General features: G+C 38.8%; 22 protein-coding genes. 8 read left to right on the forward strand and 14 right to left on the reverse strand.

Going from position 1 to position 24555, the window contains the following annotated elements:
• Window positions 1–6: 6 nt before the first annotated feature.
• Window positions 7–636: a maleylacetoacetate isomerase gene (maiA, locus tag HJP15_RS09595; protein ID WP_170173621.1), complete on the forward strand. Its 630-nt coding sequence runs from the start codon at window positions 7–9 to the stop codon at window positions 634–636.
• A 13-nt stretch (window positions 637–649) separates the two neighbouring features.
• Here maiA and HJP15_RS09600 read toward each other — a convergent pair whose 3' ends face one another.
• Window positions 650–883 carry a TIGR02647 family protein gene (locus HJP15_RS09600; RefSeq protein ID WP_054455730.1) on the reverse strand — a complete coding sequence of 78 codons (234 nt, stop codon included), beginning with the start codon at window positions 881–883 and terminating at the stop codon, window positions 650–652.
• Between the two features lie 181 nt (window positions 884–1064).
• On the opposite strand from HJP15_RS09600, the gene HJP15_RS09605 reads away from it, so the two are divergent.
• Entirely contained in the window at window positions 1065–1367 is a 303-nt protein-coding gene (locus tag HJP15_RS09605) for a DUF1496 domain-containing protein (protein WP_054455728.1), read from the forward strand.
• Between the two features lie 111 nt (window positions 1368–1478).
• Complete coding sequence (locus HJP15_RS09610; RefSeq protein WP_054205952.1) at window positions 1479–1745, forward strand: VF530 family protein; 267 nt, start codon at window positions 1479–1481, stop codon at window positions 1743–1745.
• Between the two features lie 291 nt (window positions 1746–2036).
• On the opposite strand, the gene HJP15_RS09615 is transcribed toward HJP15_RS09610, so the two are convergent.
• The 6 genes from HJP15_RS09615 to HJP15_RS09640 all read right to left on the reverse strand — a co-directional run bounded on the left by HJP15_RS09615 (window position 2037) and on the right by HJP15_RS09640 (window position 11371).
• Window positions 2037–3653: a diacylglycerol kinase family protein gene (locus HJP15_RS09615; protein WP_170173622.1), complete on the reverse strand. Its 1617-nt coding sequence runs from the start codon at window positions 3651–3653 to the stop codon at window positions 2037–2039.
• A 429-nt stretch (window positions 3654–4082) separates the two neighbouring features.
• Window positions 4083–5084, reverse strand: coding sequence for a branched-chain amino acid aminotransferase (locus HJP15_RS09620; protein ID WP_054205950.1), 1002 nt, complete (start codon window positions 5082–5084; stop codon window positions 4083–4085).
• 579 nt (window positions 5085–5663) lie between these two features.
• On the reverse strand, window positions 5664–7292 hold the full coding sequence (locus tag HJP15_RS09625) for a type 1 glutamine amidotransferase family protein (protein WP_170173623.1): 1629 nt from the start codon (window positions 7290–7292) through the stop codon (window positions 5664–5666).
• 634 nt (window positions 7293–7926) lie between these two features.
• Window positions 7927–9234 (reverse strand): polyamine export protein PaeA, encoded by a 1308-nt coding sequence (gene paeA, locus HJP15_RS09630; RefSeq protein ID WP_054205948.1) that lies wholly within the window; start codon window positions 9232–9234, stop codon window positions 7927–7929.
• A 214-nt stretch (window positions 9235–9448) separates the two neighbouring features.
• Window positions 9449–10138 (reverse strand): transporter substrate-binding domain-containing protein, encoded by a 690-nt coding sequence (locus HJP15_RS09635; protein ID WP_170173624.1) that lies wholly within the window; start codon window positions 10136–10138, stop codon window positions 9449–9451.
• Between the two features lie 123 nt (window positions 10139–10261).
• On the reverse strand, window positions 10262–11371 hold the full coding sequence (locus tag HJP15_RS09640; protein WP_170173625.1) for an arginase family protein: 1110 nt from the start codon (window positions 11369–11371) through the stop codon (window positions 10262–10264).
• Window positions 11372–11802: 431 nt separating this feature from the next.
• On the opposite strand from HJP15_RS09640, the gene udp reads away from it, so the two are divergent.
• The gene (gene udp, locus HJP15_RS09645; RefSeq protein ID WP_054205945.1) at window positions 11803–12558 is read left to right on the forward strand and encodes a uridine phosphorylase; all 756 of its coding nucleotides are present in this window, start codon (window positions 11803–11805) and stop codon (window positions 12556–12558) included.
• Here the strand turns inward: udp and cdd are convergent.
• Window positions 12555–13490 (reverse strand): cytidine deaminase, encoded by a 936-nt coding sequence (cdd, locus tag HJP15_RS09650; RefSeq protein ID WP_170173626.1) that lies wholly within the window; start codon window positions 13488–13490, stop codon window positions 12555–12557. The two genes, udp and cdd, sit on opposite strands and share 4 nt — an antisense overlap.
• Window positions 13491–13539: 49 nt before the next feature.
• Window positions 13540–13917 (reverse strand): hypothetical protein, encoded by a 378-nt coding sequence (locus tag HJP15_RS09655; protein WP_054205943.1) that lies wholly within the window; start codon window positions 13915–13917, stop codon window positions 13540–13542.
• 248 nt (window positions 13918–14165) lie between these two features.
• Between HJP15_RS09655 and HJP15_RS09660 the strand changes: the two genes are divergently transcribed.
• Window positions 14166–16190 (forward strand): tetratricopeptide repeat protein, encoded by a 2025-nt coding sequence (locus HJP15_RS09660; protein ID WP_170173627.1) that lies wholly within the window; start codon window positions 14166–14168, stop codon window positions 16188–16190.
• A gap of 23 nt (window positions 16191–16213) precedes the next feature.
• Here HJP15_RS09660 and ppc read toward each other — a convergent pair whose 3' ends face one another.
• Window positions 16214–18859, reverse strand: a complete 2646-nt coding sequence (gene ppc, locus HJP15_RS09665; protein WP_064435961.1) for a phosphoenolpyruvate carboxylase — start codon at window positions 18857–18859, stop codon at window positions 16214–16216.
• Window positions 18860–19080: 221 nt separating this feature from the next.
• On the opposite strand from ppc, the gene HJP15_RS09670 reads away from it, so the two are divergent.
• From HJP15_RS09670 to HJP15_RS09680, 3 genes are read left to right on the forward strand one after another with little or no spacing between them, the layout of a single operon-like run.
• Window positions 19081–19446, forward strand: coding sequence for a thiol-disulfide oxidoreductase DCC family protein (locus tag HJP15_RS09670; protein WP_054205940.1), 366 nt, complete (start codon window positions 19081–19083; stop codon window positions 19444–19446).
• Window positions 19446–20180 carry an SDR family NAD(P)-dependent oxidoreductase gene (locus HJP15_RS09675; RefSeq protein WP_170173628.1) on the forward strand — a complete coding sequence of 245 codons (735 nt, stop codon included), beginning with the start codon at window positions 19446–19448 and terminating at the stop codon, window positions 20178–20180. Before HJP15_RS09670 ends, HJP15_RS09675 begins: the two co-directional genes overlap by 1 nt.
• Before the next feature lie 9 nt (window positions 20181–20189).
• On the forward strand, window positions 20190–20798 hold the full coding sequence (locus HJP15_RS09680) for a flavin reductase family protein (RefSeq protein ID WP_054205938.1): 609 nt from the start codon (window positions 20190–20192) through the stop codon (window positions 20796–20798).
• A gap of 58 nt (window positions 20799–20856) precedes the next feature.
• On the opposite strand, the gene HJP15_RS09685 is transcribed toward HJP15_RS09680, so the two are convergent.
• From HJP15_RS09685 to HJP15_RS09700, 4 genes are read right to left on the reverse strand one after another with little or no spacing between them, the layout of a single operon-like run.
• Window positions 20857–21258, reverse strand: a complete 402-nt coding sequence (locus tag HJP15_RS09685) for a hypothetical protein (protein WP_054455710.1) — start codon at window positions 21256–21258, stop codon at window positions 20857–20859.
• Window positions 21259–21312: 54 nt separating this feature from the next.
• Window positions 21313–22269: a bifunctional Delta(1)-pyrroline-2-carboxylate/Delta(1)-piperideine-2-carboxylate reductase gene (gene lhpI / locus HJP15_RS09690; protein ID WP_054205936.1), complete on the reverse strand. Its 957-nt coding sequence runs from the start codon at window positions 22267–22269 to the stop codon at window positions 21313–21315.
• A 1-nt stretch (window position 22270) separates the two neighbouring features.
• The gene (locus HJP15_RS09695; RefSeq protein ID WP_170173629.1) at window positions 22271–23356 is read right to left on the reverse strand and encodes a M24 family metallopeptidase; all 1086 of its coding nucleotides are present in this window, start codon (window positions 23354–23356) and stop codon (window positions 22271–22273) included.
• Window positions 23353–24402 (reverse strand): proline racemase family protein, encoded by a 1050-nt coding sequence (locus HJP15_RS09700; protein ID WP_170173729.1) that lies wholly within the window; start codon window positions 24400–24402, stop codon window positions 23353–23355. Before HJP15_RS09700 ends, HJP15_RS09695 begins: the two co-directional genes overlap by 4 nt.
• Between the last annotated feature and the right edge of the window lie 153 nt (window positions 24403–24555).

The raw sequence follows: 24555 nt of genomic DNA on the forward strand, positions 1-24555 counted from the left end.
AGAATAATGAAACTGTATACTTACTTTCGTTCATCTGCCGCATACCGAGTGCGCATTGCGCTTAATTTAAAAAATATTAGCCATGAGTTAGTGACCGTTAATTTATTAAAGTCAGAACAACAAGGCGCAGAGTACCTTGATAAAAACCCACAAGGTTTACTACCTGCACTTGAAACCGATGAAGGTGTGCTTGCACAATCAATGGCTATTTTAGAGTACCTAGAAGAAACACACCCACAAACACCATTACTGTTTGGTAACGCTTGGCAAAAAGCGCAAATTCGTAACTTATGTTATGCCGTCGCGTGCGATATTCACCCTATCGATAACTTACGTGTACTAAAATACTTGAGCAGCGAACTTGGTGCTGACGATGATGCTAAAAATACATGGTATCGTCATTGGGTAGAAATCGGTTTTGAAAAAATTGAAAAATCACTTGATGGTAATAACGACTATTGTGTAGGTAACACACTAAGCCTTGCTGATGTCTGTTTAATTCCACAAGTATTTAATGCTTATCGCTTCAAAGTCGATATGACCGCATATCCAAAGATAGCAGCCATTTATGAACGCTGTAATAAGCTTGATGCGTTTATTGATGCTGCACCACAAAACCAACCAGATGCAGCTTAACCAAATCCTAAGTTTAACTGCCTAATGCGCTATGGAGCACGGTAACGTGCTCTATTAAATCTAAACCCAGTTCTGTTAAATACCCCCCGTCTGGGCTATCAATAACCCCTTTTTCAAATAAACGCTGTGCGGCTTGTTTTAAACTTTCCTCTGCGTCACTATGAAGTTTAAGGCCTTGCATCTTAGTGCTTAGAGGAAATTTAGCTAAAAGTGTAAATTCGTCAATCATTGTTTGGTTAAATTGCATGTGTTCACCTTGTTATTGTTTTGTTGAGCTAATTGTATTAAATAACTGATTTACAAAAGTGATTTAGATCATTTAAATGCACTGTGATTTAATAAAATTACTATCTGTTATTCTTTTGTTGGTTATTTACCCTAACACGTTTTAAGCTTAGTGTAGTTATTTCTAAATGCAAAGGTATAAAATGCGAATTTTAACTATGGTAGGCCTCTGTTTTATCAGTGTAATTTACTCAACAAATAGTTTGGGTAATAATCAAAAAGCGACCTTCCTTATCAATCCAGGTGATCTAATAAGCAACCAAAATATATGCTGGTTTGATGATAAGCGATATAGTGAAGGGGCAATCATATATATGTCTGATACCCGTGTGATCTGCACTCCTAAAAATCCTAGTCAGAGTAATAGCTCTCTTAGCTGGTTAATGATTGATGAAAAAGGCAACATTATTTACCCTAAGAAAGTTAACAAAATTAGCATTAATTAACTTTAACTGCCTAGTCCGATACCTATATCCACGGTGTTGGGTTATAACGCATTGGTATCGAGCAGTAGTTACGTTACAATAGTGCTGACTTTAAACGACAAACAGTGAATTATGAATCAACAACCAAACAATCCATTACATGGCCTAACCCTAGAGCAGATCGTGACGAAACTTGAGCAAACACTCGGGTGGAGAACGATGGGAGAACACGTTGATATTCGCTGTTTTAAATCAGATCCAAGTGTAAAATCCAGCCTTAAATTTTTGCGTAAAACACCTTGGGCCCGTACAAAAGTAGAGCAGTTATATCTTGATAACTGTGTTGAAACAGAACCACAAAATAGCGGTTTTGTATGGCCAAGTATTAAAAAGAAATAAACATATACCACCTCAAGATGCGAGCGTCATTGGAATTTAAAGCGATTTAGGCGAGGTATTGATTGCAAGTAATAGTAGTTCTATTATTAAAATCAATCTCTTATAAAAGTAGCACTGTATAAATTGCTTTAAAACCAACCCGCTGGGCGTTTCACAGAAACCTATTCTCATCGTTGTACTTCTTAAAAGGGACTGCCATTATTACAAAGAGCCCCTGTGAATCGCTGAATTCTGCATATTGAGATGGCTTGGGTTTAATCGCACTCTGTGCGCCTATGTTTATTACAACCTTTACTCTGCACACACTACCGCTAATGACTTGGGTTCAATTTCTATTATGAGCTTATCAGCTTCTTTTACCTCACCGTCAATCACGTATTTTATAGTATCAGTGGCGGATATTTCCACACGCCTAGCATTTGTATGATGTGAGTTAAGCGCTAAATGGGCTTGAGTAACACTGCTAAACACTAGTTCAGCAATACTGAGTGCATTTGCTGATGCATCTTGATTAGGGGTTAGCCAATTCACATCTAATAAACCATCATAATGATTTGGTTGCCCTCCTCCTTGCGCGAGCAACGTTGTAAAGGGTGCAGCATTAGCAACAACGAGACTGTTTGTATTAATAACTTGAGGTGCGTTGTCATCTAGTTGCACACTATAATCTTGTGCTTTTTGTGTACCCAGTGCTTGCCAAAACCCTTGTAAATAGGCAAATTGACCTACTGCATTTTTTGTATCTCTATCGGCTTTTTCAATCATACGCTGTTCAAAACCAATTCCTGCAAGTAACAACATTAGTTCGCCGTTACAATATGCGGTATCCATCTGTTTAGTTTGACCATCAATAATCAAATCACACGCGACCTCAACCGGAATCAATTTCGATTGTATTCCCATTAATACATGTGCCAACGCATTAGCCGTACCTAAGGGAATAATCCCTAACTTACAGTCTTGATTAACGAGCATACTGGCTACTTCAGCAACGGTTCCATCTCCACCACACGCGATGATCATATCAGGATTTTCTTTGATTGCTTGCTTTGCAAGCAAAGTACCATTGTGTTCAGCGCTTGTTGTCATCACTTTCAAATCATAATACGCTGATAAACGAGCAATAATTGCATGCTCTTTTTGCTCCCACAGCTTGGTGCCAGAGACTGGGTTAGCAATCAAAATTGCTTTATTTTTAATTAATAGCTCCCCTTTTTTGTGGCTTTTTAATAATTGACGTAGCTGATGTTTGTTCAAGTTTGCTGTAGAGCGAGTCTCTTTTATTTGCGCTAAAACCTGATGTGCATCTGCATGTTTATTTTGGCTTAACAAATATGCTGCCATTACAAATACCGAACGCCCTCTTCCCAGCGCACAATGAACTACAATGCGACGATTTTCTTTAACATGATGTGCAATCCAGTTAATTGCTTGATTTAGCTGAGAGCGTGTAGGTGCTCGATGATCAAGTACAGGAATATTGAGGTACTTGATGCTTTCTTGCGTTGAACTCCACTCAAGACCATCAAACTCACACGTAACGTCTAAAATAGCCGTAATGCCATTATCTTTTAGCGTATCTATATCTGAGGGAAACAAACGACAGGCTAAAAACAAATGCTCATTTATTTGTTGCAGTGGTGGCACTTTATCGTGCTTACGACTCCACGCATTATAAACCTGTGCGCCGAGTAAAAATGGGATGAATGCCCAGCGTATATAAAATGGAATAACGCCGTTTTCACGTTTGCGAAAAATTTTTGCTATATTAAAAACATACGCACAACCGACCAACGTTAATGATAAGGCTGTCCAGTAAAACAGAACCGAAAAATAACTTGGGCTAACTTGCCACCCCATTATTATAAAAACGATTGCTAACAGTAAATAACTTATTGCCACCCACATACATGCTCCTTTTAAGTGTCCGTTTTAATATCGAATATTAATCTCATAATTATGAAATTACTTTGCAAGAATCATGCAGCTAAAAAAATTGTTTTTTATTATGTAGTTAAAATTAAATACCTTGCTGTTACTTTATTAATATTAGTCATATATTCATACTCGTGTTACTTATTTACATTAAATAGGTCATAAAAAAGCCTAGGCTAATAAATAGTCTAGGCTTAATGTAAAACAAGTAGCTAGGGCGTGTTGACCTTTGTGGATTGAAATTTGTTCAATCTAGGGGCGATTTAATCGCGGCGCGAGGTTTGTAACCGAGCGGGTTAAGTTAAAACCGGGCAAAGCTTGTGCGTCCTGCTCACGCCCCTTGCCTAAATACCAAACATACTGCTGTAAAATTAATCACGAAAGGTCAACTTGCCCTAGAGTTTACACGTCTATTTTAGTTAACCAACCGTGAGTGTCTTGTGCTTTGCCCCACTGAATATCGTTAAGAGCTTGGCGCAAACGCATGGTTGTTGGACCAGGCTCACCGCTGCCTACTTTGTACTCTGTATCATTATGGATAAAAGTACCTACTGGCGTTAATACAGCTGCAGTGCCAGAAAGCGCAGCTTCTGTGCCTGGTTTTGCAGCACGCTCTAGTAGCTCTGTTACAGTGAAATTGCGTTCAGATACCGTCATACCTAAATCTTTTGCAATCGTTAAAATACTGCTGCGCGTAACACCGTGTAAAAAAGTACTGTCTAGCGCTTTAGTGATGATTTCGTTGCCATCAATTAAAATAAAATTTGCTGCACCAGTTTCTTGTACATCACCGCCTGGACAGAACAATATTTGATCTGCTTTGTACTTAACCCGTGCGGCAGTAATTGGTGCTAATGCACTCGCGTAGTTACCACCACTTTTGATCATGCCCATATGTGGTGCACAACGCATTCCGTCTTCTTCAAGTAAAACGCGCAGCGCAGTCGCACCACCCGCAAAGTAATCCCCTACAGGCGATAACAATACATATAATAACGAATTGAGTGACGGCACCGCTGCTTTGCCTATTGCCGCCTCAGTACCAATATGTGTTGGGCGGATATACATAGAGCCAGGTGGTAAAGGTGTTTCATCTGCATATTGACGTACAATATCAATGATCATTTTTTCAAGCATGGGTCCATCGACCTCAGGTAAGCTTAATAAATGCGAGCTTTGTATCATACGGGCTATATTGGCATCCATACGAAAAATATACACTGAGCCATCTTCATGGCGAAAGGCTTTTAAGCCCTCAAAACATGTACTTGAATAATGTAATACATGGGCCCCAGCATGTAGTTCAATTTTATCCGAAGGAACAACCGAGCTTTCACTCCACGCATTGTCTGTAAAACGAGCTTGAATCATCTGCGGCATAAATACCGTACCAAACGCTGCCATTTTTATCTCTCTTTATTATTGTGGTCTACTTTAACCCCATTGTATGACAATCATGCACTGTTTAACCATAGCTAAAATAAGGCTTTTAATGACTTCAAAGCAACTGATTGATCAGTTAATTGAAAATACTCGCTTTAATCGACAATTTAGGCTCCATTTAAAGCTAACTTGCGCATTTAGTACCGTAATATTTTATTTCTATTAAATAAATATTCCTGCCAAGATGCTGTTTACTGTTAAGCTAATTAACAACAATGGCTGGAAAATAAAATCATGGTTGAGCTGTTGTTATTGTTTTTATATAAACAATAGCCCTTTGGGCTTATTGTATCTCCATCTAAATAAATAGATTTTGCCTATATAACCTGTTTCTCAAACTGAGGTGTTTAACATTATAAATTATGACAATCACAAGCTCATTGACATCAACAAGCGTGAATTATTAGCGAAAAGAGTTTAAAAAGAGAAACCACGATCGTTATTTGATCTAATGTCGAATGTCGAATCTCTAAATACACCATAAAGACGCAGTTTAAACTACTCAGTAAGTTATTTACCATCTTACTGAGCAAGTCACTCTTATTGAATTGTTGTAATAGTTAACTTTAGTTGCTCTATAGCACATCCATAACTACTGGAATTAATGCGATGGTACTGCGTGTTTTTTGCAGCATCTAAACTTACAATAAACTCATCTTGCTGGCCTACCGCAGATTGTTCATTGCTTAAACACATCGCTTGGGTAAGCGAGCGTAATTTTGCATCTGTGAGTATTTTGTCAAAACGCAGCATTGGCAAAGGCGGTATTTTCACTGTCGGTAACGCTTTATCAATACTAGGTTTACTCAATATAAAGCCGTATTTTTTCATTTCAACTACAGCGCCTGCAGGCCAATAATTAAACTGGAATTGCTGTTTAGCTAACGATTTCAAATGCACTACCCCACGCTCACCAAGCACCGTTAATACGTTTTCGTGAGGTGATTTAATAACCACAAGACTCGTATTCTCATCAATACCAATGCCATTAGGTTGCATATTTGCATCAAGAGACTTCGCCAAGCCAATTGTACGATTTTGCTCACTAAAATATGTGTCAAGCAACGCAAATGTAATACTACCCACGCCACCTGCTGACACGCTACGTTCTCCGCGCAGCGCAGCTAAACTGGAGATTGGTTTGACCGTGGCAACGGGACCAAATTGAGTACGTCCACCCGATAATAAATTACCACTATAACCTGAAGTTACTAATACTGATGAGTCAGCTATAGCGCTCGTCCACGGGTAGGCATTTCCTTGTGAGTCAAATAACGTTGTCCGTAATCGTTGATCTGTTGCAGTATCAAATTCAGCTCCGATTAAAATAACACCGGTGCTATTTTTAATCCGCTTGATTAGTTTGTCAGTACCTTGTAAACAGGCTGCTTGCTCTATTGCTACACGTTTAGGGTAAACGTTAGCACGGTTATGCACACCAGCCTGAACACGAAATGTATCTAACTGCTCACATTTTTTTTCATGTAATGCTTTGGCAAGCCCTGGTGTCAGTGGCAGCCACTCAAGTGCAACCCCGGTCTGCGATAATAACGTTTCATAATAATTAGCTGAAGCATAGGGGTCCCGAGCAGCTGTTGTTATCACTAATAGAGTTGGCTTTTCAGTTTTAACTTTTAAGCTAGCCGTTATAAATTTGTACGTTTGTGTTAACCAATCTTGAGATTTCTTACTATTCTTAGCATCAATATTGAACACGTTACGCTGCCCATCTAAATGCGAGATTTCTAGCATATCAATTACATAATCAAACTCAATTTGCGATAATTCACTCAATTGCTTACTTGCAATATCACGCCATGCCCATAACAATTCTTGTTTGCTAAGGGGCAACGAATGCTGTTTAAGCAGTGTATTTAAATGACTGACAGTTGCTACTAATTGGCTTTTGTCGTCTGTTGGCCAATTAATTTCTAACCTTTTGATTGCTTTTGGCGTTAATGAATAAAGCGCGCCTTTTTCATTCCTCAATGGGGTGTCTATATTACAAAACTGTGGGCTCAAAGTGGTGCAGGTCTCAATTTCGCTGCCCATGATAATCAATGTTTGTTCTTTATTATCAGCAAATACTGACGAAGAACCAGCAAGCAAACAGAATAAAAATACCCTGCGTTTAACACGTGAAATAAATCCAAGTGACTGTATTAGCATAACTAATCTATACCCAATAATTAAACACTGTCTGTATTGTTAACCATCTAGTTATTAACAACAAGCTGAGCTATAAAATAAATAAAATATGTAGGACGTGTTTGATCTTTTAGCGTTGGTTTCGCCAACTTTCCTGTATTGATCTACATCTATACCCAAACCACCTCAAGATGCGAGCGTCGTTGGAATTTAAAGCGATTTAGGCAAGGCATTGATTGCAAATAATAGTGGTTCTATTGTTAAAATCAATCCCTTATAAAAGTAACGCAGTATAAATCGCTTTAAAACCAATACGATGGGCGTTTCACAGGAACTCACTCTCATCGTTGTTACTTATTAAAAAGGGTTGCCATTATTGCAAAGTAACGCCTTGATATTGCGCCCCTGTGAAACGCTAAACTCTGTATCTTGAGGTAGCTTGGCTATATGTCGTCGTATATAAGTAATTTGTCACTAAATGGGTTATTTAACTTTCCACACTGATAACGTTTTTAATAAAGTTGTATAACCACACTTTAATAACGTGCGCTCTATGTGTGCATTATGCAGGGCTTAACATCAGGCGCTATTTGAAATAAAGTAACACGATGAAGTAAGCCCCTTTGAAATACCTGAATGATTAATTTAACGCACCTTAGATATGTCCTGATGCGGTATTCGTCGCCGCAGCTATTTTTGATACCAAGAGCTGCTCTACTCGAATACCTTCTACATCTACAACTTCAAACTTAAAACCACCGTATTGAATATACTCAGCCCGTTTGGGGATGCGCTTCATCATATAAATCAAATAGCCAGCAACTGTTTCGTAATGCATTTGATCTGGGAACTCGTCAACATCCAGTACTTTAGCCAGTTCAACTATTGGCGTTAGACCATCGACTAACCACGAGTTTTCATCACGTTCAATAATTAATTCATCGCCAGTATGAGTTATTAAATCTCCCATAAACCCTTTCATAAGATCTTTAACGGTCACAATACCCACCACTAAAGCGTACTCATTAACCACCACAGCAAAAGGTTTAGCTGCGCCTTTAAATGCATTTAATGCCTCTGATAAGCTGAGTGTCTCTGGCAAATAGAAAATATCTTTTTCTAATAAATCATCATTAATATTCGCCGCTTCGCCTTTGAGCACTTGACGTAGAATATCTTTAGACTCAACTGAGCCAATTAGTTTGTCTAAGTTACCATTGCATACTAAAAAGTGATTATGCGGATGATCGATAATTTTACTCGAAATATCAGCACTGGCTTCTTTAATATCAAAATACACAATTTGATCACGTGGTGACATTACGCTGGATAAGAAGCGGGCTTCTAGATCAAACACATTACCAATTAAATCGTATTCTTGTTGTTGCAGGCTACCGTATTCCGCGCCAGCATCCATCATTGCCACTATATCTTCTGTGGTTACAATATCTTCACGTTCAGCTGGCACGTTAAATAGCCGTAGCACAATATTAGTGACACCATTAAAAAACAATACCAGCGGTGTTAAAGCAAACGTCACCCAACGCATAATAGTAACAACTCGCACAGCAACAGCTTCTGGCAAAATCATGGCTAAGCGTTTCGGCAATAAATCAGCAAATAAAATAAATAAAGAGGTAATCGCTAAAAACGATAAAATAAAGCTCATTTGCTCAAGCAAAGGTCCTTGATAAAATATCGTCAGTACACTTTCAACGTATGGCGAAAGTGCTTGTTCACCAACTATACCACCTAAAATCGCAATCGCATTTAGCGCAATCTGGATCATGGCAAAAAATGCACCCGGTTTTTCTTGTAATTTTAAGACCGCAGCAGCTTTAATATTGCCTTCATCAGCCATGACTCTTAATTTTATTTTACGTGATGCGGCTATCGCAATTTCTGACATCGCAAACAACGCACTGATCAAGATTAATAAGCCAATCCCGATTAAATCACCCATTTATAGCTCCAAAAATAAACGCTTTTATAAGCAAAAGCAGCTGGATTATAGCCTCTTTTAAATGCGGAGCAATTTATATTTAAATAATATTAAAAAGCATTTAATATCAATGTAATAGATAGTGTAAGTGTTGTTTTTTAAGTGAGGTAAACTAAAAATCTGGCAGTACTCTATAAAATAGACATGTACGCAAAGTAGTGCAGCATCATATTTATCAATAGTGCGAAAAGGCACTAAGCAATTTTGATTTAATTGAAGGGTCTAAGTTTTTATTACACGCAAAGTATAAAGGCGGTTGTTCTACGTTTAAACGATAAACAGATTTTAATGATGTAGCAACGTGATTTATTGATTCTTCATAACGAACACGTTGCTCCGGCAATACAACCAAATCAATACTACTTTTACGGTTTTTTATAATTTTAAATATGTTATCGAAGCTATTAATCAGCATCAAGTTTTTTCCATCTTCAAAGCCTTGTGAACGCAAATATTGATGACTGTAGTTATCTTTTAGTACTGCGACATTCATTTTTTTTGCGTCATTGAGCTCAGTGATCGTAATATTTTTTGAACCAAGTGCATACAAATATGTTTTTAATTCAGCTATTTCAGCGACCCAAAAAAGCTTGTTTTCTCGCTCTGATGAACGAACGACTGAGAAAATACATGTTTGGGGGTCTCTTAAGGCTGTATTAAATACGGTACTCCAATTATTAACTGAAAGTGTGTAATCAATCTTTGCTTGATCAAGTACTAAGCGTACTTTATCGGCAACATAACCCACTAAACGATCGTTTTCATCTAAGTATTGGGCAGGCGGGAAGTTTTCCGTAACTACATGTAATTTAGCTACGCATTGATTACTAATAATTATAAATAAAAAATAACACCATTTAGCCACTGTTGCCCCACAGATTTTTTTTATATCATTCTTTTATATAAGTTGAATATAGCGGCAAATTACGGGTATGTGAATAAAAACAGACCACAAAGGGTCTGTTTTTTAATGCGTACCGAATAAAACTTAACGATTCATTGCATTAATTAAAAATGCTGAGATTTTAGCACCTTCCCTAAGCGTTGTGTCTGAGCTTGATTGACCAACTAATGAACTGTCTGTAAATGGGGCAATCTCCATCATATCAGCACCTGTAATTGGAAATTCATCCGCCAGTGCGACTAAAATATCGAGGGCATGTTGTGGCGTTAAGCCATTGCCTTCTGGTGTGCCCGTCGCTGAAGCAAATTCTTCATCTAGCGCATCAATATCAAAACTAACATAAAGCTCATCAACGTTATCTGCTTTTAGCTGTGCAATCGCATCCGATGCAATTGCCTGCGCGCCACGTTCAATAATTTCATGTGCCCAATGCTGTTTAACACCAAACGTTGATTCCCAGTGTTCCTTTGGTTTACCACTTGAACGAATACCAAATTGGATAAGGTGATGCGGCGCTGGTAAAAATTCTAAAATATGCGTACACCATGAACCAAAACATAAATCAATGCCTAAACGTTCAACGAGTAAATCTGTGTGGGCATCAAAATGAATAATAGCGGTGCGTTTACCTTGCGCGCGTTTTGCTTTTAAATACGCTTTTGTTAACGGGTAACTAATTGAATGATCGCCACCGATGCCAAAAATTCCTTTATCAGTAAAGGTTGCGTAAAAGCTATCGCACACATCTTCAGTGATTGACAATGGGCTGACATAATATTCACTGCTTGGGTTATCGTATAATGCCTTTTGGCAGTTACTAATAGTCGTTTCATTTAGGTACTTATCATGCAATAAATGTGGGATCACACGCACATCACCTAAATCGAATGATTTAGCTTGAGGCTGCTGATCAATTAATGCTGAACGCAAAAACAATGGTCCCCAATTTGCTCCACGCAAAATCCCACCACCACAATCTGAACTAATTCCAAGCATAACTGCCTTATGCTCACTTTCTGGTAGATTAATTAACGAGTCACGCCATAGCACATCAACATTATCAGTTTGGCCATACAATTTATTACGCAGTGCTGCTTTTCTTTCTTGTGCTGTATTGACCGTAAATACACCATCACCCGGTGGACATAAACAGTGTTCAACTTTACTTTTAAATGTGTGCCATTGTGTGCTCATCACGATTCCTTACTTGGTATTTTTGCGTAGTTATGCAAAAGGCGCTGCAGAAAATAAATATAATAAAAGATTCATCTTGTTTTTGAATGGTCAAATTTAAGGCTGACTGTTTTTTATAGACCAAACAATAGAAATAATTAACCATTTATATAACAATATGTTATATAAATTTTCATACACCGGATAAATTAAAATTTAGTACTAATTAAGATAGATATAGTGTCTGCTAATACAAGTCAACAACCGCTGGTTTATCACAATATTGTTAAGTGCTTGAATATTCAAATGCACTGAATAAAGCATTATTTTATAAAACGGACATCCGTCCTGTACAGTGCTCGGTATTGTAGTAATTATGCTAAATTGACTATAACTCTGTAAGTTAACGTTACCACTTACGTTATCAACAAAAGTAATAATAAGGCCCCGTTATGGAAAAGGTATTTCACTTAGGACTCTCTCGCGATGATCTTCAAGGCGCAACATTAGCAATCGTTCCTGGCGATCCAGATCGCGCAGCACGTATTTCAACGTTCCTTGAAAACCCCACATGCCTTGCTCAAACTCGTGAGTTCCATGTTTATTTAGGGCAATTAAATGGCCATTCAGTGGTAATTTGTTCCACAGGTATTGGTGGACCTTCAACATCTATTGCAGTTGAAGAACTGGCCCAACTAGGTGTAGGTACATTCTTGCGTATAGGAACAACTGGCGCGATCCAACCACATATAAATGAAGGGGACATATTAATTAGCCAAGCATCTGTGCGTTTAGATGGTGCCAGTCAACACTTTGCTCCTCTTAGCTACCCTGCTGTATCTGATTTTTTTGCAACTCAAGCAATGGTTAATGCCTGTGGCAATTTAGGGATTGATTTTCACATTGGTATTACAGCATCAAGCGATACCTTTTACCCAGGCCAAGAACGTTACGATACGTATTCTGGTTATGTGCCAAAAGCATTTCAAGGTAGTTGTGAAGAATGGCAAAAACTAGGTGTAATGAATTATGAAATGGAATCAGCAACCTTATTTACTATGTGTGCAGCACTTGGTTTAAAAGCGGCTTGTGTAGCTGGTGTATTAGTGAACCGTACTCGCCAGGAAATACCAAATGTTGATCACGGCGAAATCGAGAAGAAATCAGTCGCCGTGGTTATCGAGGCTGCAAAAATACTTCTTGCTTAACAGGTCTTTATAAGCGCTAAACTATATGCGATCAACGCTGGTAAGTTACTATAACTTGCCAGTACTGATTCACTTACGTGTAACTGATTTTCCACTCCCTTAGTTTGTAGCAACTCAATACTTTTCACTGTTGTGTCATTCATACTTAAGCCCGCTAAATGCAACTGGCTAATTGCACTTTGTAGTGGTGCTAAACTTGGGCTATAGGCTGCATTTTCAGCATAACAGCCATAGAAGCAGCCATTATCAAACGTTGTAATTTTCACAGCGCAGTAATTAGCCGTATAAGGGACATAAGCTGTTAAAGCAAGCTTAGTAAGCGCAGTATCAATATCAGCGTTAGCCTCAAAAGTCTGCGTTTGTGGAGCTGGATTAAATAGGCTGTAATTATTACCTAAATCTTTTGGACCAAATGCATGTGGTAATAATTGGTTTAATTTAAATTGCTGATCAGGTAACAAAATATCAAATTTTTCTGCATCGGCAAGCTCATTCATAAACTGACGACAATAGCCACAAGGTGCATCACTTATTGCTATTTGCACAATTGTTTGTGCACCTTTAAGCCATGCGTTGTTTATCGCCGATTGCTCGGCATGTACCACCAAGCTCAATGGTTGTTTGGCGAATTCAACATTAGCACCAAAGTAAAAATTTATAGCATCATCACAATCAATACCAACAACAACAGCACCAACCAAAAAGTGAGAAATCGGTGCTACAGCAAACAATGAGGCTACCGGCAAACATGCACGTAAAAGCTCATCATGTGTAATTGTATATTGAGCGCAAAGCGCTTTAATGTCAGCAGCAAACAGCAATCCATGCTGTGTTTTAACTTGATTGAACAATGCTGTGCGCTGCGATTCATCAAATGAAAATGTGGTTTTATTTAATGAATCTTTTAATACAGAAGACGTTGATGCAGTCATAAACAATTTATTCTTATTTAATGGCTACACAGTGTAAAATGTTACAGGCCTAATTGCTAGGCTGATTTTCAAGCCAGTGCTTTGCACTACGAAAACACTCAAAATTCTCAGCCGTTATTTCAAAACGTTTCGCTTTTTGCAAAAATAAATCATGCATAAAACCATCAAAACTAACAATGCGAGCTATAAAACAGTGTTTAAGCCAGCTCGAAATCGCAGGCATAATGCTAAGTAAGTCACTTGCAGGAAAATCGTGTTTTAATTCAGATACATCTACCAATAATTTATTACATTTATAGATGCCAATATATTGTTCAGCTATTTGATAAAAAGTAATCACATCCTGTGCATTTGCAGTCCCTCGTAATGTCATCATTATTAATGATGTCGACGCATCATAAGTAATACAAGTAGAAACATTAGACATTAAACGGCTCTGTCAGTTAAGTAAAAGAGAATAAGATAAACTCTCATTCAAGGAGGTGAGTCATTGTAGTTTTTTCTTCGCCGCCGTCAATCATTATCATCCTAACTGGTCAGTCCATCCGACAGAAACAGATTAAAGTATTAGCAAAGACTACGAAAAAGGTAAAAATCATACACAACTGAGCTACTTTTTCACTTATAATTAAAGAATATTTTATATCGCCACTCATGCAGTTAAAAGGAAGTTATATGCTTCGTGTTGTGTTACTTGTCATTTTATATAGCCTAAGTTCTGTATCTGCTTTTGCTCAGTCCTACACTAAAAAATCGTTTGAAGAATTACGCGTGGATCTTCGCGCCAGTTACGCAAAAAACCCCACCGAAGCACTTACACAATTAAAAAACATTCTCAATAATGACGAGTTAAATCCAACTCAAAAAATTGTAATGCTTAATTACAAAGCATGGTTTGAACTCGAAGCCAGACAATTTGAAGAAGCAATGCGCACTTTAGTTCTGTATAAAAATCTGGTTCAACGATCAGATAAACCGAGCTTAATTTATGGGTACTATAATATTTCTGGCGGTATTTACACACAATTAGGCATGTATCAACTTGCTATAGAGCATTTTTTAAAGGCGCTTGAACACACTAAAAAAGATAACAAAAATTTAGCCCAGCAAACACTTAACAACTTAGCTGAAGTATATTTACAACTTGGACGTCTCGATGAAGCAGAGGATATTTACAGGAAGTACCTCGATTATGCCACCGCATTAAAAAACCCATTAAGCATCTCAATTTCGACGAACAATTTAATTAAGACGTTAATTGCCAAACAACAGTATGCAGAAGCAAAAACGCTAGCTTTAAATATTATTATTGATTTACAAGACAATGATTTTAAATACTACTTAGCTGAAGCATATTTATTACTCGGTGAGATTGAACAAGCAAATAATGACTACCCACTTGCCAAGCAGCATTACGAAAAAGCCCTCAGTATTTTTCAGCAACAAGGTTTGCCTGAAAAAATATCACAAGCTCATTTTTTTATTGCACAAATATATGCTGATATGGGTGATCTAAATAAAGCAAATACAACCCTAGCGTTAGTGATTGCGAGTATAAATAAACAAAGTAATTTACTATTTGTATCTCGTGTTTATAAATTTCAGTCAAGTTTCCTTGAGTCTCAAAGCCTTTATAAACAATCAATTAATGCATATAAAAAGCATACTAATGCGCATACTCAATTAGTGAAACAGCAAAGTGATGTTAACTTAGCCAAGGCACTCGCCGAAGCTGACTCAAGTAGTAAGGAAGTAGAAATAACCGAGTTAACTCGTACAAAACAACTCAAAGAAACAAAAGCTAAAGCGTTTCAAGAATTGTCTATAGCAATTACTATTTCGTTGTTAGTGATATTGTTCGGCTCTTTTTTTGCTGTACATAATATTCATAAGCGTGAGCAACGCTTAGCTAAAACACTCGATGAACTTCATAAAACTCAATCGCAATTATTAGAAGCTGAGAAAATAGCCGCATTAACAGTGTTAGTCACCGGGCTTGCACATCAATTAAATACCCCTATTGGCACAGCTGCGACGGCCAGCTCTTTGATCGAAGAAAATCTAAAACGATTGAGCCAGAAATTCAATGAAAAAACACTCAGCAGCAACGACTTTAGTAAATTTATTCAAGAAACGAACGAAGCAAAAGATTTTGTGATCAATAATATAAACCGCTTAGCAAATATTGTTGAAGAGTTCAAAGCATTAAGTGTCTCGATTGCACCCGATATACCAATGCGAGTAATCCCACTTAAAACGTTTATTACAGATAGAGTGACCACATTACAAAATCACTTTAAAAAACATATTAGTTTTAACGTGATAGGCACCGAAGTCTCTATTCCTACTTATCCATCAATTGTTTCTGATGTTATTAAAACATTGATCATTAATGCTTACGAGCATGGTTTTGTACACACTGATGATGCGTTAATCACGATAGAAATAAGTGTAGTTAACAATCATGCTGTGATTATATTTCAAGATAATGGCAGCGGCATTGATGATAAAATACTCAAAGATATTTTCACTCCATTTTATTCAACAAATATGGGGGGAAACCACTTAGGGCTGGGTTTAAATATTGTGTTTAACGCAGTAAAGCAATCATTAAATGGTAATATATGCGCCGAGCAGTGTAAGCTAGGCGCATGTTTTAAAATTGTACTACCTCTCAATGGGCCAGTTGAGACGCTGTAATATAAACCCTAAGTTAACGCTATCTAACCCGTATTACGCATACCAGCGGCAATGCCCGTCATAGTGATCATTAGTGCATTATCAATATCACCGGAGCTACCTTGCGCAGCTTCACGAGAGCGTTTTAACAGCTCAACTTGTAATACATTAAGTGGATCGGTGTACGGATTACGCAAATTGATAGATTCTTTGATCCATGGCTGATCTGCCAATAAGCTTTGTTGTGGGCTCAATGATTGAACTAATTCAATGGCTTGTTTTAGCTCTTGGCGTAACGTCACACCAAGAGGTTTGTATTGTGTCTCAACTAACGCATCGTCATAATGCGCGCTTAACCAGCAGTCAGCCTTACTAAACACCATTTCGAGCATTTCTAGACGCGCTCTGAAAAATGGCCATTGTTGACTCATTTCATTAAGCGTCTCTATGCCATGCTTTTCAAGTGCTGCCTGTAGCCCTGTTAATGCACCTAACCATGCTGGCAGCATTAGACGGTTTTGACTCCATGCAAATATCCACGGAATAGCACGTAAGCTTTCAACGCCACCATGTGGGTTTCGTTTAGCAGGCCTTGAACCTAGCGGTAATTTAGATAGCTCTTGCTCAGGTGTTGCCATTCTAAAATACGGCACGAAATTGTCATCATGACGAACCACATTACGATAATGTTCACATGATTTTTCGCTGATCAATGCCATCACGTCACGCCATTTATCTTTAGGTTCTGGCGGCGGTAATAAGTTACTTTCAAGCACTGCACCCGCGTATATATTTAAACTTTGTAATGCCACATTAGGCAAACCAAATTTAAAGCGGATCATTTCACCTTGCTCAGTTACACGCAGGCCACCTTTGAGTGATCCTGGCGGTTGTGAACGAAGTGCTTGCGCTGCAGGTGCACCACCACGACCCACCGTACCACCACGACCATGAAACAACACCAGTTCAATACCGCGTTGCTGCGCTAATTGTACAAGTTTATCCATTGCTTCATATTGAGCCCAACCCGCTGCCATCATACCAGCGTCTTTAGCTGAATCTGAATAACCGATCATGACGTTTTGCACACCCTCAGCTTGACCACGATACCAATTATTATCCAGTAATTGCGTTATAACACTGTGCCCGGCGTTTAAATCATCTAAGGTTTCAAATAACGGCGCAACTGGCAGTTTAAAACCACAGCCACTTTCTTTTAATAATAATTGTACCGCCAGCACATCTGATGCTGTACGTGCCATTGAAATCACGTATAAACCAAATGTTGACGCATCTTGTTGTGCTATTACATCAAAGGTATCGAGCACTTCTTTAACATCTGCGCTTGGTTGCCAATGTTTAGGGATAAGTGGGCGGCGAGAGTTAAGCTCAGCCAATAAAAAGGCTTGCTTATCTTCTTCTTGCCATTGATTGTAATCACCCAGACCCAAGTAACGTGTTAACTCTGAAAAAACATCGCTATGGCGTGATGAATCTTGACGTACATCAAGCTTAGCTAATCGGATCCCAAAGCTATTAATACGGTGTAATACATCTAATAATAAACCATTCGCTACAACACCCATATTTGTTTTAAGTAATGAGCGATAGCACGCCTCTAGAGGGTATTTAATTTGGCTAATATCAGTAATGATGTCTTGCGCTTCACTGCGATTACCCATAATTTTAGCGCCTAAATGAGCTACCGTTTCACTCACCTGTGCCTTGAGATCTTTTAATACAGCACGATATGGTTCAAACTCTTGTCCTGCCTGCTCAATCAGTTCATCACTTGCTTGCGACATTGATAGCTCTGTACTTAAGGTCTCAATATCACGACTGTACAAATCAAGCGCCATCCAACGACCATGATCCAACACTTGCTGTGTTACCTGTGCAGTAACAAATGGATTGCCATCGCGATCGCCCCCCATCCAAGATGTAAATTCAACCGGGCTATAGTTGTTTGGCAGTTCTAAATCCAGATGCTCTTTTACTTCTTTACTAAAATCACGTAAAAAACGAGGAACCGCATGCCACAAGCTGTTTTCTATAACCGCAAAGCCCCATTTCGCTTCATCAATGGGGGTTGGTCGCGAGCGACGAATATCATCAGTATGCCATGCTTGGCTAATAAGCTGAGCAATACGGTTTAAAATATTCTCACGTTCAAATGGTAAGTTATCAGTGCGCTCAAGCGCTGCTAAACAGTCACTTAGTTCAACATGTTTATTAATAATAGTACGACGAGTTACTTCTGTAGGATGCGCGGTTAGTACTAAATTGATATGTAATTTAGCAAGGTTGTCTGCTATTTGGTTTGGATCTATTTTACCTTGCTGGACTTGGCTTGATAACGCTTTAAGTGTTTGTGTCAGAGGGCTTAATTGACAAAATCCAACATCGTTAAAGCGCGATATTGTATGAAATTGCTCAGCAACATTCGCTAAGTTTAAAAAGTGATTAAACGCACGCGCGACGGGCAATAGCTCTTCATCAGTTAAAGCGTGCAGAACATCAATTAAGGCATAACGATCTTGCTCATTACCTGTGCGAGATGATTTAGCTAAAGCTCGGATCTCTTCCACTTTATCTAAAATTGCTTGTCCTTGGGCGTCTTTAATTGTTTGGCCTAATAATTGGCCCAATAAATTAACGTTCCCCCGTAAGGCGGCATATTGTTCACTCATTCCTGATACTCCATTGTTGATGTTTTTATACCGTTTAGGTACAAATAGTTAGCCGGATCGATTTTAAAAGTGTGGAGTGTGGATAATGGTTAAAATCGACATTTTGCTAACCCTTATTTTGTTAGGCTCTATTAATATCATCCAAATTGCTAATTGAACAGATCCAAAGCTTATTCTATTTCGTAACAATTAATAATGAATTGATACTGGATGAGTAAACTGTGATTATTTTTTACGATGGCAAATGCCCTTTATGCAGCAAAGAAATGCAACAACTCAAACACGCCGACACACGCAACCAAATTGTCCTTGAAGATATCAACAAAGATGATTTTGAAGACCGCTATAGCTATATAAAACGCCAAGATGCTCAGGCTTTTTTACATGGTCAAAGTGACAATGGCGAAATGCTATATGGCTTAGATGTTACATTTGCGGCTTGGAAAGCCGTTGGTCGTCATTCATGGTTAAAGATTTTACAACTTCCTGTAATACGCTTTTTTGCCGATCTAGGGTACTGGGTATTTGCAAAGTATCGCCTGCAAATCTCAAGCGTACTGTGTAAATCATCATGTGGGATCAAATAATGTCATCTGTGTATATTTTATTTGGCGCAAACAGTGCAATTGCAAAAGCATACATAGAAAAAATTGCATCAGATGACGCCAACGCGCATGTTTTTTGTATAAGCCGTGCGCAGATTCAATTGCCCAACACTTCATTACTTATTGAACAAATACACAGTGATTACACCAAATCCAGCTTAGCCAAATTAACAGCCCATTTAAAAACTAAAAACATTACTCCTACTCAAGTTTTAATATTCAACGGTTTACTGCATTTTGACCAATCAATGCCAGAAAAAAAACTCGAAGATTTAGATGAAAATTATTTCAACGTACTGCTAAACACCAATGCACTTACACCGGTATTGTGCTTACAATCTATTTTACCACTACTTAATCATAAATCCCCCTGTGTGATAACCTCACTCAGTGCGCGTGTTGGTAGTATTACTGATAATGATTTAGGTGGATGGTATAGCTATCGCGCCTCTAAAGCGGCGCTTAATATGTTGTTTAAAACTGCTGCCATAGAGCTTGCCCGCAGAGCAAAACAAACACGGTTAGTGCTTTTTCACCCTGGCACAACAGATACTGAACTATCTAAACCATTTCAAAAAAATGTCCCCGCAGGAAAACTGTTTACACCTGAATTTGTGGCGGATCAATTATTTGCTCTTTTACAAACACCCGAACAATTAACAAATATTGGTACGCCAGCTTACATAGATTGGCGAGGCGAACACATTCACTGGTAAGGATTCATCATGCATATAACAAAAGACGCAATCGAAAGCTTTGAAAAGGATTATCGCACTCATCTGATAAACTCATTGTCTGGATTCAAAAGCGCTAATTTAATTGGTACACAAGACGAATCAGGTAATACAAATTTGGCGATTGTCAGTTCAGTTATCCACTTAGGCGCGCATCCACCTTTGGTCGCAATGATAATGCGTCCACACAGCGTACCTAGACACACCTTTGAAAATATTATTCAGACCGGTGTATTTACAATCAACCAAGTTAACAGTGAAATTGTTGAGCAAGCACATCAAACATCAGCTCGCTATGATAAGGATGAGTCTGAGTTTGATGCAACAGGCTTAACGGAGCAATACTTAGCTGATTTTAAAGCTCCATTCGTCGCGCAAAGTAAACTAAAATACGCTGTTAAGTTTGTTGATCATCAGCACCTTAATATTAACGCAACAGAGCTGGTAATCGGTGAAATAATGGACATACACGTTGATGATATAGCCGTGATGGACGACGGTTTTCTGGACATTGAACTTATAAATACAGTCGCTATCAGTGGTTTAGATAGCTATCATAAAACTCGCCACTTAACTCGCCTGCCTTACGCTAAAAAATAGCCCGTACCCAAAAGGTTGGTTTTTAAGTTACTTTATACCAACCTTTAAATGGCCAAAACTACGGCACTAAAAAGTAACTACCCGCACATAGGCTTACCCCTGAAAATAACCATATTGTTGCGTAGCTATGCCACAGCTGCGCATTGTTATACACACTCTGCGGGTTATCTTTATCAACTAATATAGTGCAGCTTTGCGAATCTCTAAAACGCAGTAATAATCGTCTGTCGTAACCAATTAAAACACTGTGCAAATGGTTATTAAAGCGAAAGCTTACTAACATTGATTTTTGTGGTAGTAACTCACGCGATGCCACGCGCGTATTAACAACACTCGTTATATCGTCAATCGGGCATACTCGCCAATGATGCTTGCTAATTTTACTTTTTAGCCAGCGCAGTAGTGGCAAAATGCCAACGAATATAAAAATAGCCCCCAATATAAATAGTACTTTGCTCATCAGTTTCTAGCCTTGTAAAGATTGATATACCCAAACGACCTAAAGATGCGAGTTTCAGTTGGTCATTTTGCAGGTGGTTTGGGTGTACACTTTATATGCAGCAATTAAATCACTCAATGCCGTACCAACTGACTTAAATACTGTTATATCCGTTTCATTAAAACGAGCAATGGTATTTACCTTGGCTAAATCAGCCAACTCTGCACATACATCTTGCTCACTAAATACCCCTTGCGCTATCGGTATTAATAACTCACCTGCTTCTGCCAAAACATTTGCTTTGCTATCTACATAAACACGGCTGCGGGTGATGGTCGTGGTGTCGCATTCACGATGCTCGCTGTGATGATTACCTATTAAATCAATATGCGTGCCTGCTTTTAACCAGTTACCATCAAATAATGGTTTAGCAGAACCGGTTGCGCAGCTGATCACGTCAGCGCTATAAATAATCTCCTGTGTGCTTTGTCCAATCACAAACTCAACATCGGGAAATGCATGCTGTAAACGACGTTGCAGGGCGGCTACTTTTAATTTATTGCGCGCCACCAGCGTTACCCGCTTAAAATCACGTACAGCTAAATGTGCACGTACCATGTATTGGGCTAAGTTGCCACTGCCAAAAAACACTAAATGCTTGCTGTTCTCTCGAGATAAATAACGACTCGCCAGTGCAGATACACTCGCCGTGCGCCACAAAGTAATCCGCGTTCCATCCACCAATGCCAGTGGCTCGCCGTGCTCGCGCGAAAACAGCATAATTTTAGAATACAACGAGTCAAAACCCGCTTCGCCATTGTTTGGAAAGTAAGTAAATGCTTTAACCCCAATCACTTGTTCATTCCAAGCAGGTAGCACAGCAAACGCATCATGGCTGGCACTGTTGCTATCTAACTCATACACGTTACGTTTTGGCATGCCAAAATCGAGCGCAAATCCTTGTTGCATAGCAGTTATTAACGAATCAAAATCAAGAGCGCTATCAATGTGCTTTGTATCAATAACTTGCATTTTATAGCTCCAGCTCAAATGGCTTTGGTGCATGCGTTAATATTTCGTAGCCGATTGGTGTAATTAAAATATCTTCTTCAAGACGTACACCACCAAAATCAGGGATGTAAATACCCGGTTCAATTGTTATCACATTACCAACCTCTAAAACATGACTCACATTTTTATTAATAAAGGGGTGTTCATGTAAAAATAGCCCCAAACCGTGGCCAAGCCCTTGCCCTGCCCACTTCCCATAACCTGAGTCATCCAATACTCGTTGCGAGGCATTTTGTAAATCAATACAATCAACACCAGGCTTAAGTAAATTAATAGCAGTTTGTTGAGCAGTCGCAACTGCATTGTAAATTTGAGTTTGTTTGCTTGACGCCTTGCCTAATACATAGCTGCGAGTCATGTCTGAGCGATAACCATTAATAACAGCACCAAAATCTAAGGTAATAAAATCGCCCTCTTTAAGTGTGCGCTCACTTGGGCTGCCATGGGGGAGTGATGTACGTTCAGCAAACATTAAAATGGTCGCAAATGACATGCCTTCTGAGCCTAGTTTTTGCATTCTAAACTCAAGCTCTAGGGCTAAATCACGCTCACTCACACCGACTTTAAAGTATGGCAGTGTGTGTGCTAACGCTTCATCAGCAATCGCTGCCGCAGCTTTAATTTGTGTTACTTCCCAGTCATTTTTGATCATGCGCTGGCGTTCAATTACACCTTGGATTGGCACTAATGTATGGCTATTCAAATCATTTGCAACCTGCTGCCACAATGCCACATTTATAAATGCGGCATCAAAACCCAAATCGCTATTAGCTGGTAAAAAACGATTAATACAATGACCCAAGCTCTCGTTATCACGATCACGGCAGATCACTTCAAAACCTTGGCACTCTTGCTTTGCCCGTTCAAAGTAGCGGTAATCAGTAATAAGTACACAACTAGCTGGTGTTACTATTGCATACGCCGCGTTACCACTAAAGCCACTCAAGTAGCGAATATTTTCATGACCTAAAACTAAAATAGCAGTTAAATTATCATTTATTAGTTGTTGTTTTAAAATCTGTTGGCGCTGAAAAAAATGACTATTCATCGAAAAATAAATCCTTGCTTTAGGGGATCGTTCGGATCAATTAAAAATGTATGTTTACCTGTTATAAATGCACTACCAGTAACGCGGGGAATAATAGCAGCATGTGTTTCAAAGGTGCATGATTGCTTAATTTTCACATTAAATAAGGAGCCTAAAATGCTCTCAATATTTGCACTTTGCCCAACGGCTAACTCGCCTTTAGCAAATGCTAATGCTGCACGAGCACTTACGCCTGTGCCTGTTGGGCTTCTATCAAGTTCACCTTCGGCAAATACACACACATGGCGACTAAAGTGATTGACTTGCGATAACTGACTATTGGAGTAAAAAATAACCCCGTATAGAAAGCCAAGTCCATTATCGCTCGGGTGTTTTGGTTGGTATTGCTTAGTAACCTGCTGTTTAATCGCTTTACCAAGACTAATTATCTGCTCATGATTTTCAGGCGCTAAGCTTAAATCAAGGGTGTCTGCATCAACAAATGCGTAATATGCACCGCCAAATGCTATATCGCAGCTAACTGAGCCAAACATAGGCAAGCTTATTTGAACGTCGAGTTTATCGACAAAGCTGGCGACATTATCAAAATACACCTGCTGTAACTGATTATTTTTAAGTTCAACATAGGCTTTTATAAGCCCTGCAGGAGTGTCTATTCTTAGCTCATTATGACCATCTTTAAACTCAACAAATCTGCAATCTTTTGCAGCGGTTGCCAGCGCAATAATCGCATGCCCGCACATCGTACTGTAGCCTTCATTATGTAAAAAAAGTACGCCAAAGTGGCTATCTGGGCGCTCAGCGGGGGTGATCACTGCGCCATACATGTCAGCATGACCGCGAGGTTCAAACATCAATGCTTTGCGTAAGTAATCAAAGCGAGCTAAACAATCTGCACGTTTTTCAAGCATCGTATTACCTACTAGCTGCTCAAAACCATCAACAATAATACGCAGCGGCTCGCCCCCGGTGTGCATATCCAGGGTGTGTATTTGTAACCAATCATTATTTGGCTGTTGCCAGTGAGAGAATAAAGTGTGGGACATCATCAACTCCTTTTTGCATACAATATATCTTAATGTTTTTTAGTGCAATAACTTTAATGAAAAATGCCGAGCAGTTTCCTGCTCGGCATCAAGGCTGTATCACTCTTAACAGAGAATGTGCTTAAACATTAAAACAACAAGCTAAAAACGATG

Origin of the sequence: Pseudoalteromonas sp. NEC-BIFX-2020_002 (assembly GCF_013002825.1) — a bacterium.
In the GTDB taxonomy this organism is placed as follows: domain Bacteria; phylum Pseudomonadota; class Gammaproteobacteria; order Enterobacterales; family Alteromonadaceae; genus Pseudoalteromonas; species Pseudoalteromonas neustonica.

Coding starts and splice junctions, on each gene's coding strand:
- HJP15_RS09615 (WP_170173622.1), bottom strand. CDS start 3,653: ATGTGGGTGGCAATAAGTTATTTACTGTTAGCAATCGTTTTTATAATA.
- HJP15_RS09675 (WP_170173628.1), top strand. CDS start 19,446: ATGTCATCTGTGTATATTTTATTTGGCGCAAACAGTGCAATTGCAAAA.
- HJP15_RS09660 (WP_170173627.1), top strand. CDS start 14,166: ATGCTTCGTGTTGTGTTACTTGTCATTTTATATAGCCTAAGTTCTGTA.
- HJP15_RS09610 (WP_054205952.1), top strand. CDS start 1,479: ATGAATCAACAACCAAACAATCCATTACATGGCCTAACCCTAGAGCAG.
- lhpI (WP_054205936.1), bottom strand. CDS start 22,269: ATGCAAGTTATTGATACAAAGCACATTGATAGCGCTCTTGATTTTGAT.
- HJP15_RS09620 (WP_054205950.1), bottom strand. CDS start 5,084: ATGGCAGCGTTTGGTACGGTATTTATGCCGCAGATGATTCAAGCTCGT.
- udp (WP_054205945.1), top strand. CDS start 11,803: ATGGAAAAGGTATTTCACTTAGGACTCTCTCGCGATGATCTTCAAGGC.
- ppc (WP_064435961.1), bottom strand. CDS start 18,859: ATGAGTGAACAATATGCCGCCTTACGGGGGAACGTTAATTTATTGGGC.
- HJP15_RS09600 (WP_054455730.1), bottom strand. CDS start 883: ATGCAATTTAACCAAACAATGATTGACGAATTTACACTTTTAGCTAAA.
- HJP15_RS09625 (WP_170173623.1), bottom strand. CDS start 7,292: ATGCTAATACAGTCACTTGGATTTATTTCACGTGTTAAACGCAGGGTA.
- HJP15_RS09700 (WP_170173729.1), bottom strand. CDS start 24,402: ATGTCCCACACTTTATTCTCTCACTGGCAACAGCCAAATAATGATTGG.
- HJP15_RS09655 (WP_054205943.1), bottom strand. CDS start 13,917: ATGTCTAATGTTTCTACTTGTATTACTTATGATGCGTCGACATCATTA.
- paeA (WP_054205948.1), bottom strand. CDS start 9,234: ATGGGTGATTTAATCGGGATTGGCTTATTAATCTTGATCAGTGCGTTG.
- HJP15_RS09685 (WP_054455710.1), bottom strand. CDS start 21,258: ATGAGCAAAGTACTATTTATATTGGGGGCTATTTTTATATTCGTTGGC.
- HJP15_RS09640 (WP_170173625.1), bottom strand. CDS start 11,371: ATGAGCACACAATGGCACACATTTAAAAGTAAAGTTGAACACTGTTTA.
- HJP15_RS09680 (WP_054205938.1), top strand. CDS start 20,190: ATGCATATAACAAAAGACGCAATCGAAAGCTTTGAAAAGGATTATCGC.
- maiA (WP_170173621.1), top strand. CDS start 7: ATGAAACTGTATACTTACTTTCGTTCATCTGCCGCATACCGAGTGCGC.
- cdd (WP_170173626.1), bottom strand. CDS start 13,490: ATGACTGCATCAACGTCTTCTGTATTAAAAGATTCATTAAATAAAACC.
- HJP15_RS09605 (WP_054455728.1), top strand. CDS start 1,065: ATGCGAATTTTAACTATGGTAGGCCTCTGTTTTATCAGTGTAATTTAC.
- HJP15_RS09695 (WP_170173629.1), bottom strand. CDS start 23,356: ATGAATAGTCATTTTTTTCAGCGCCAACAGATTTTAAAACAACAACTA.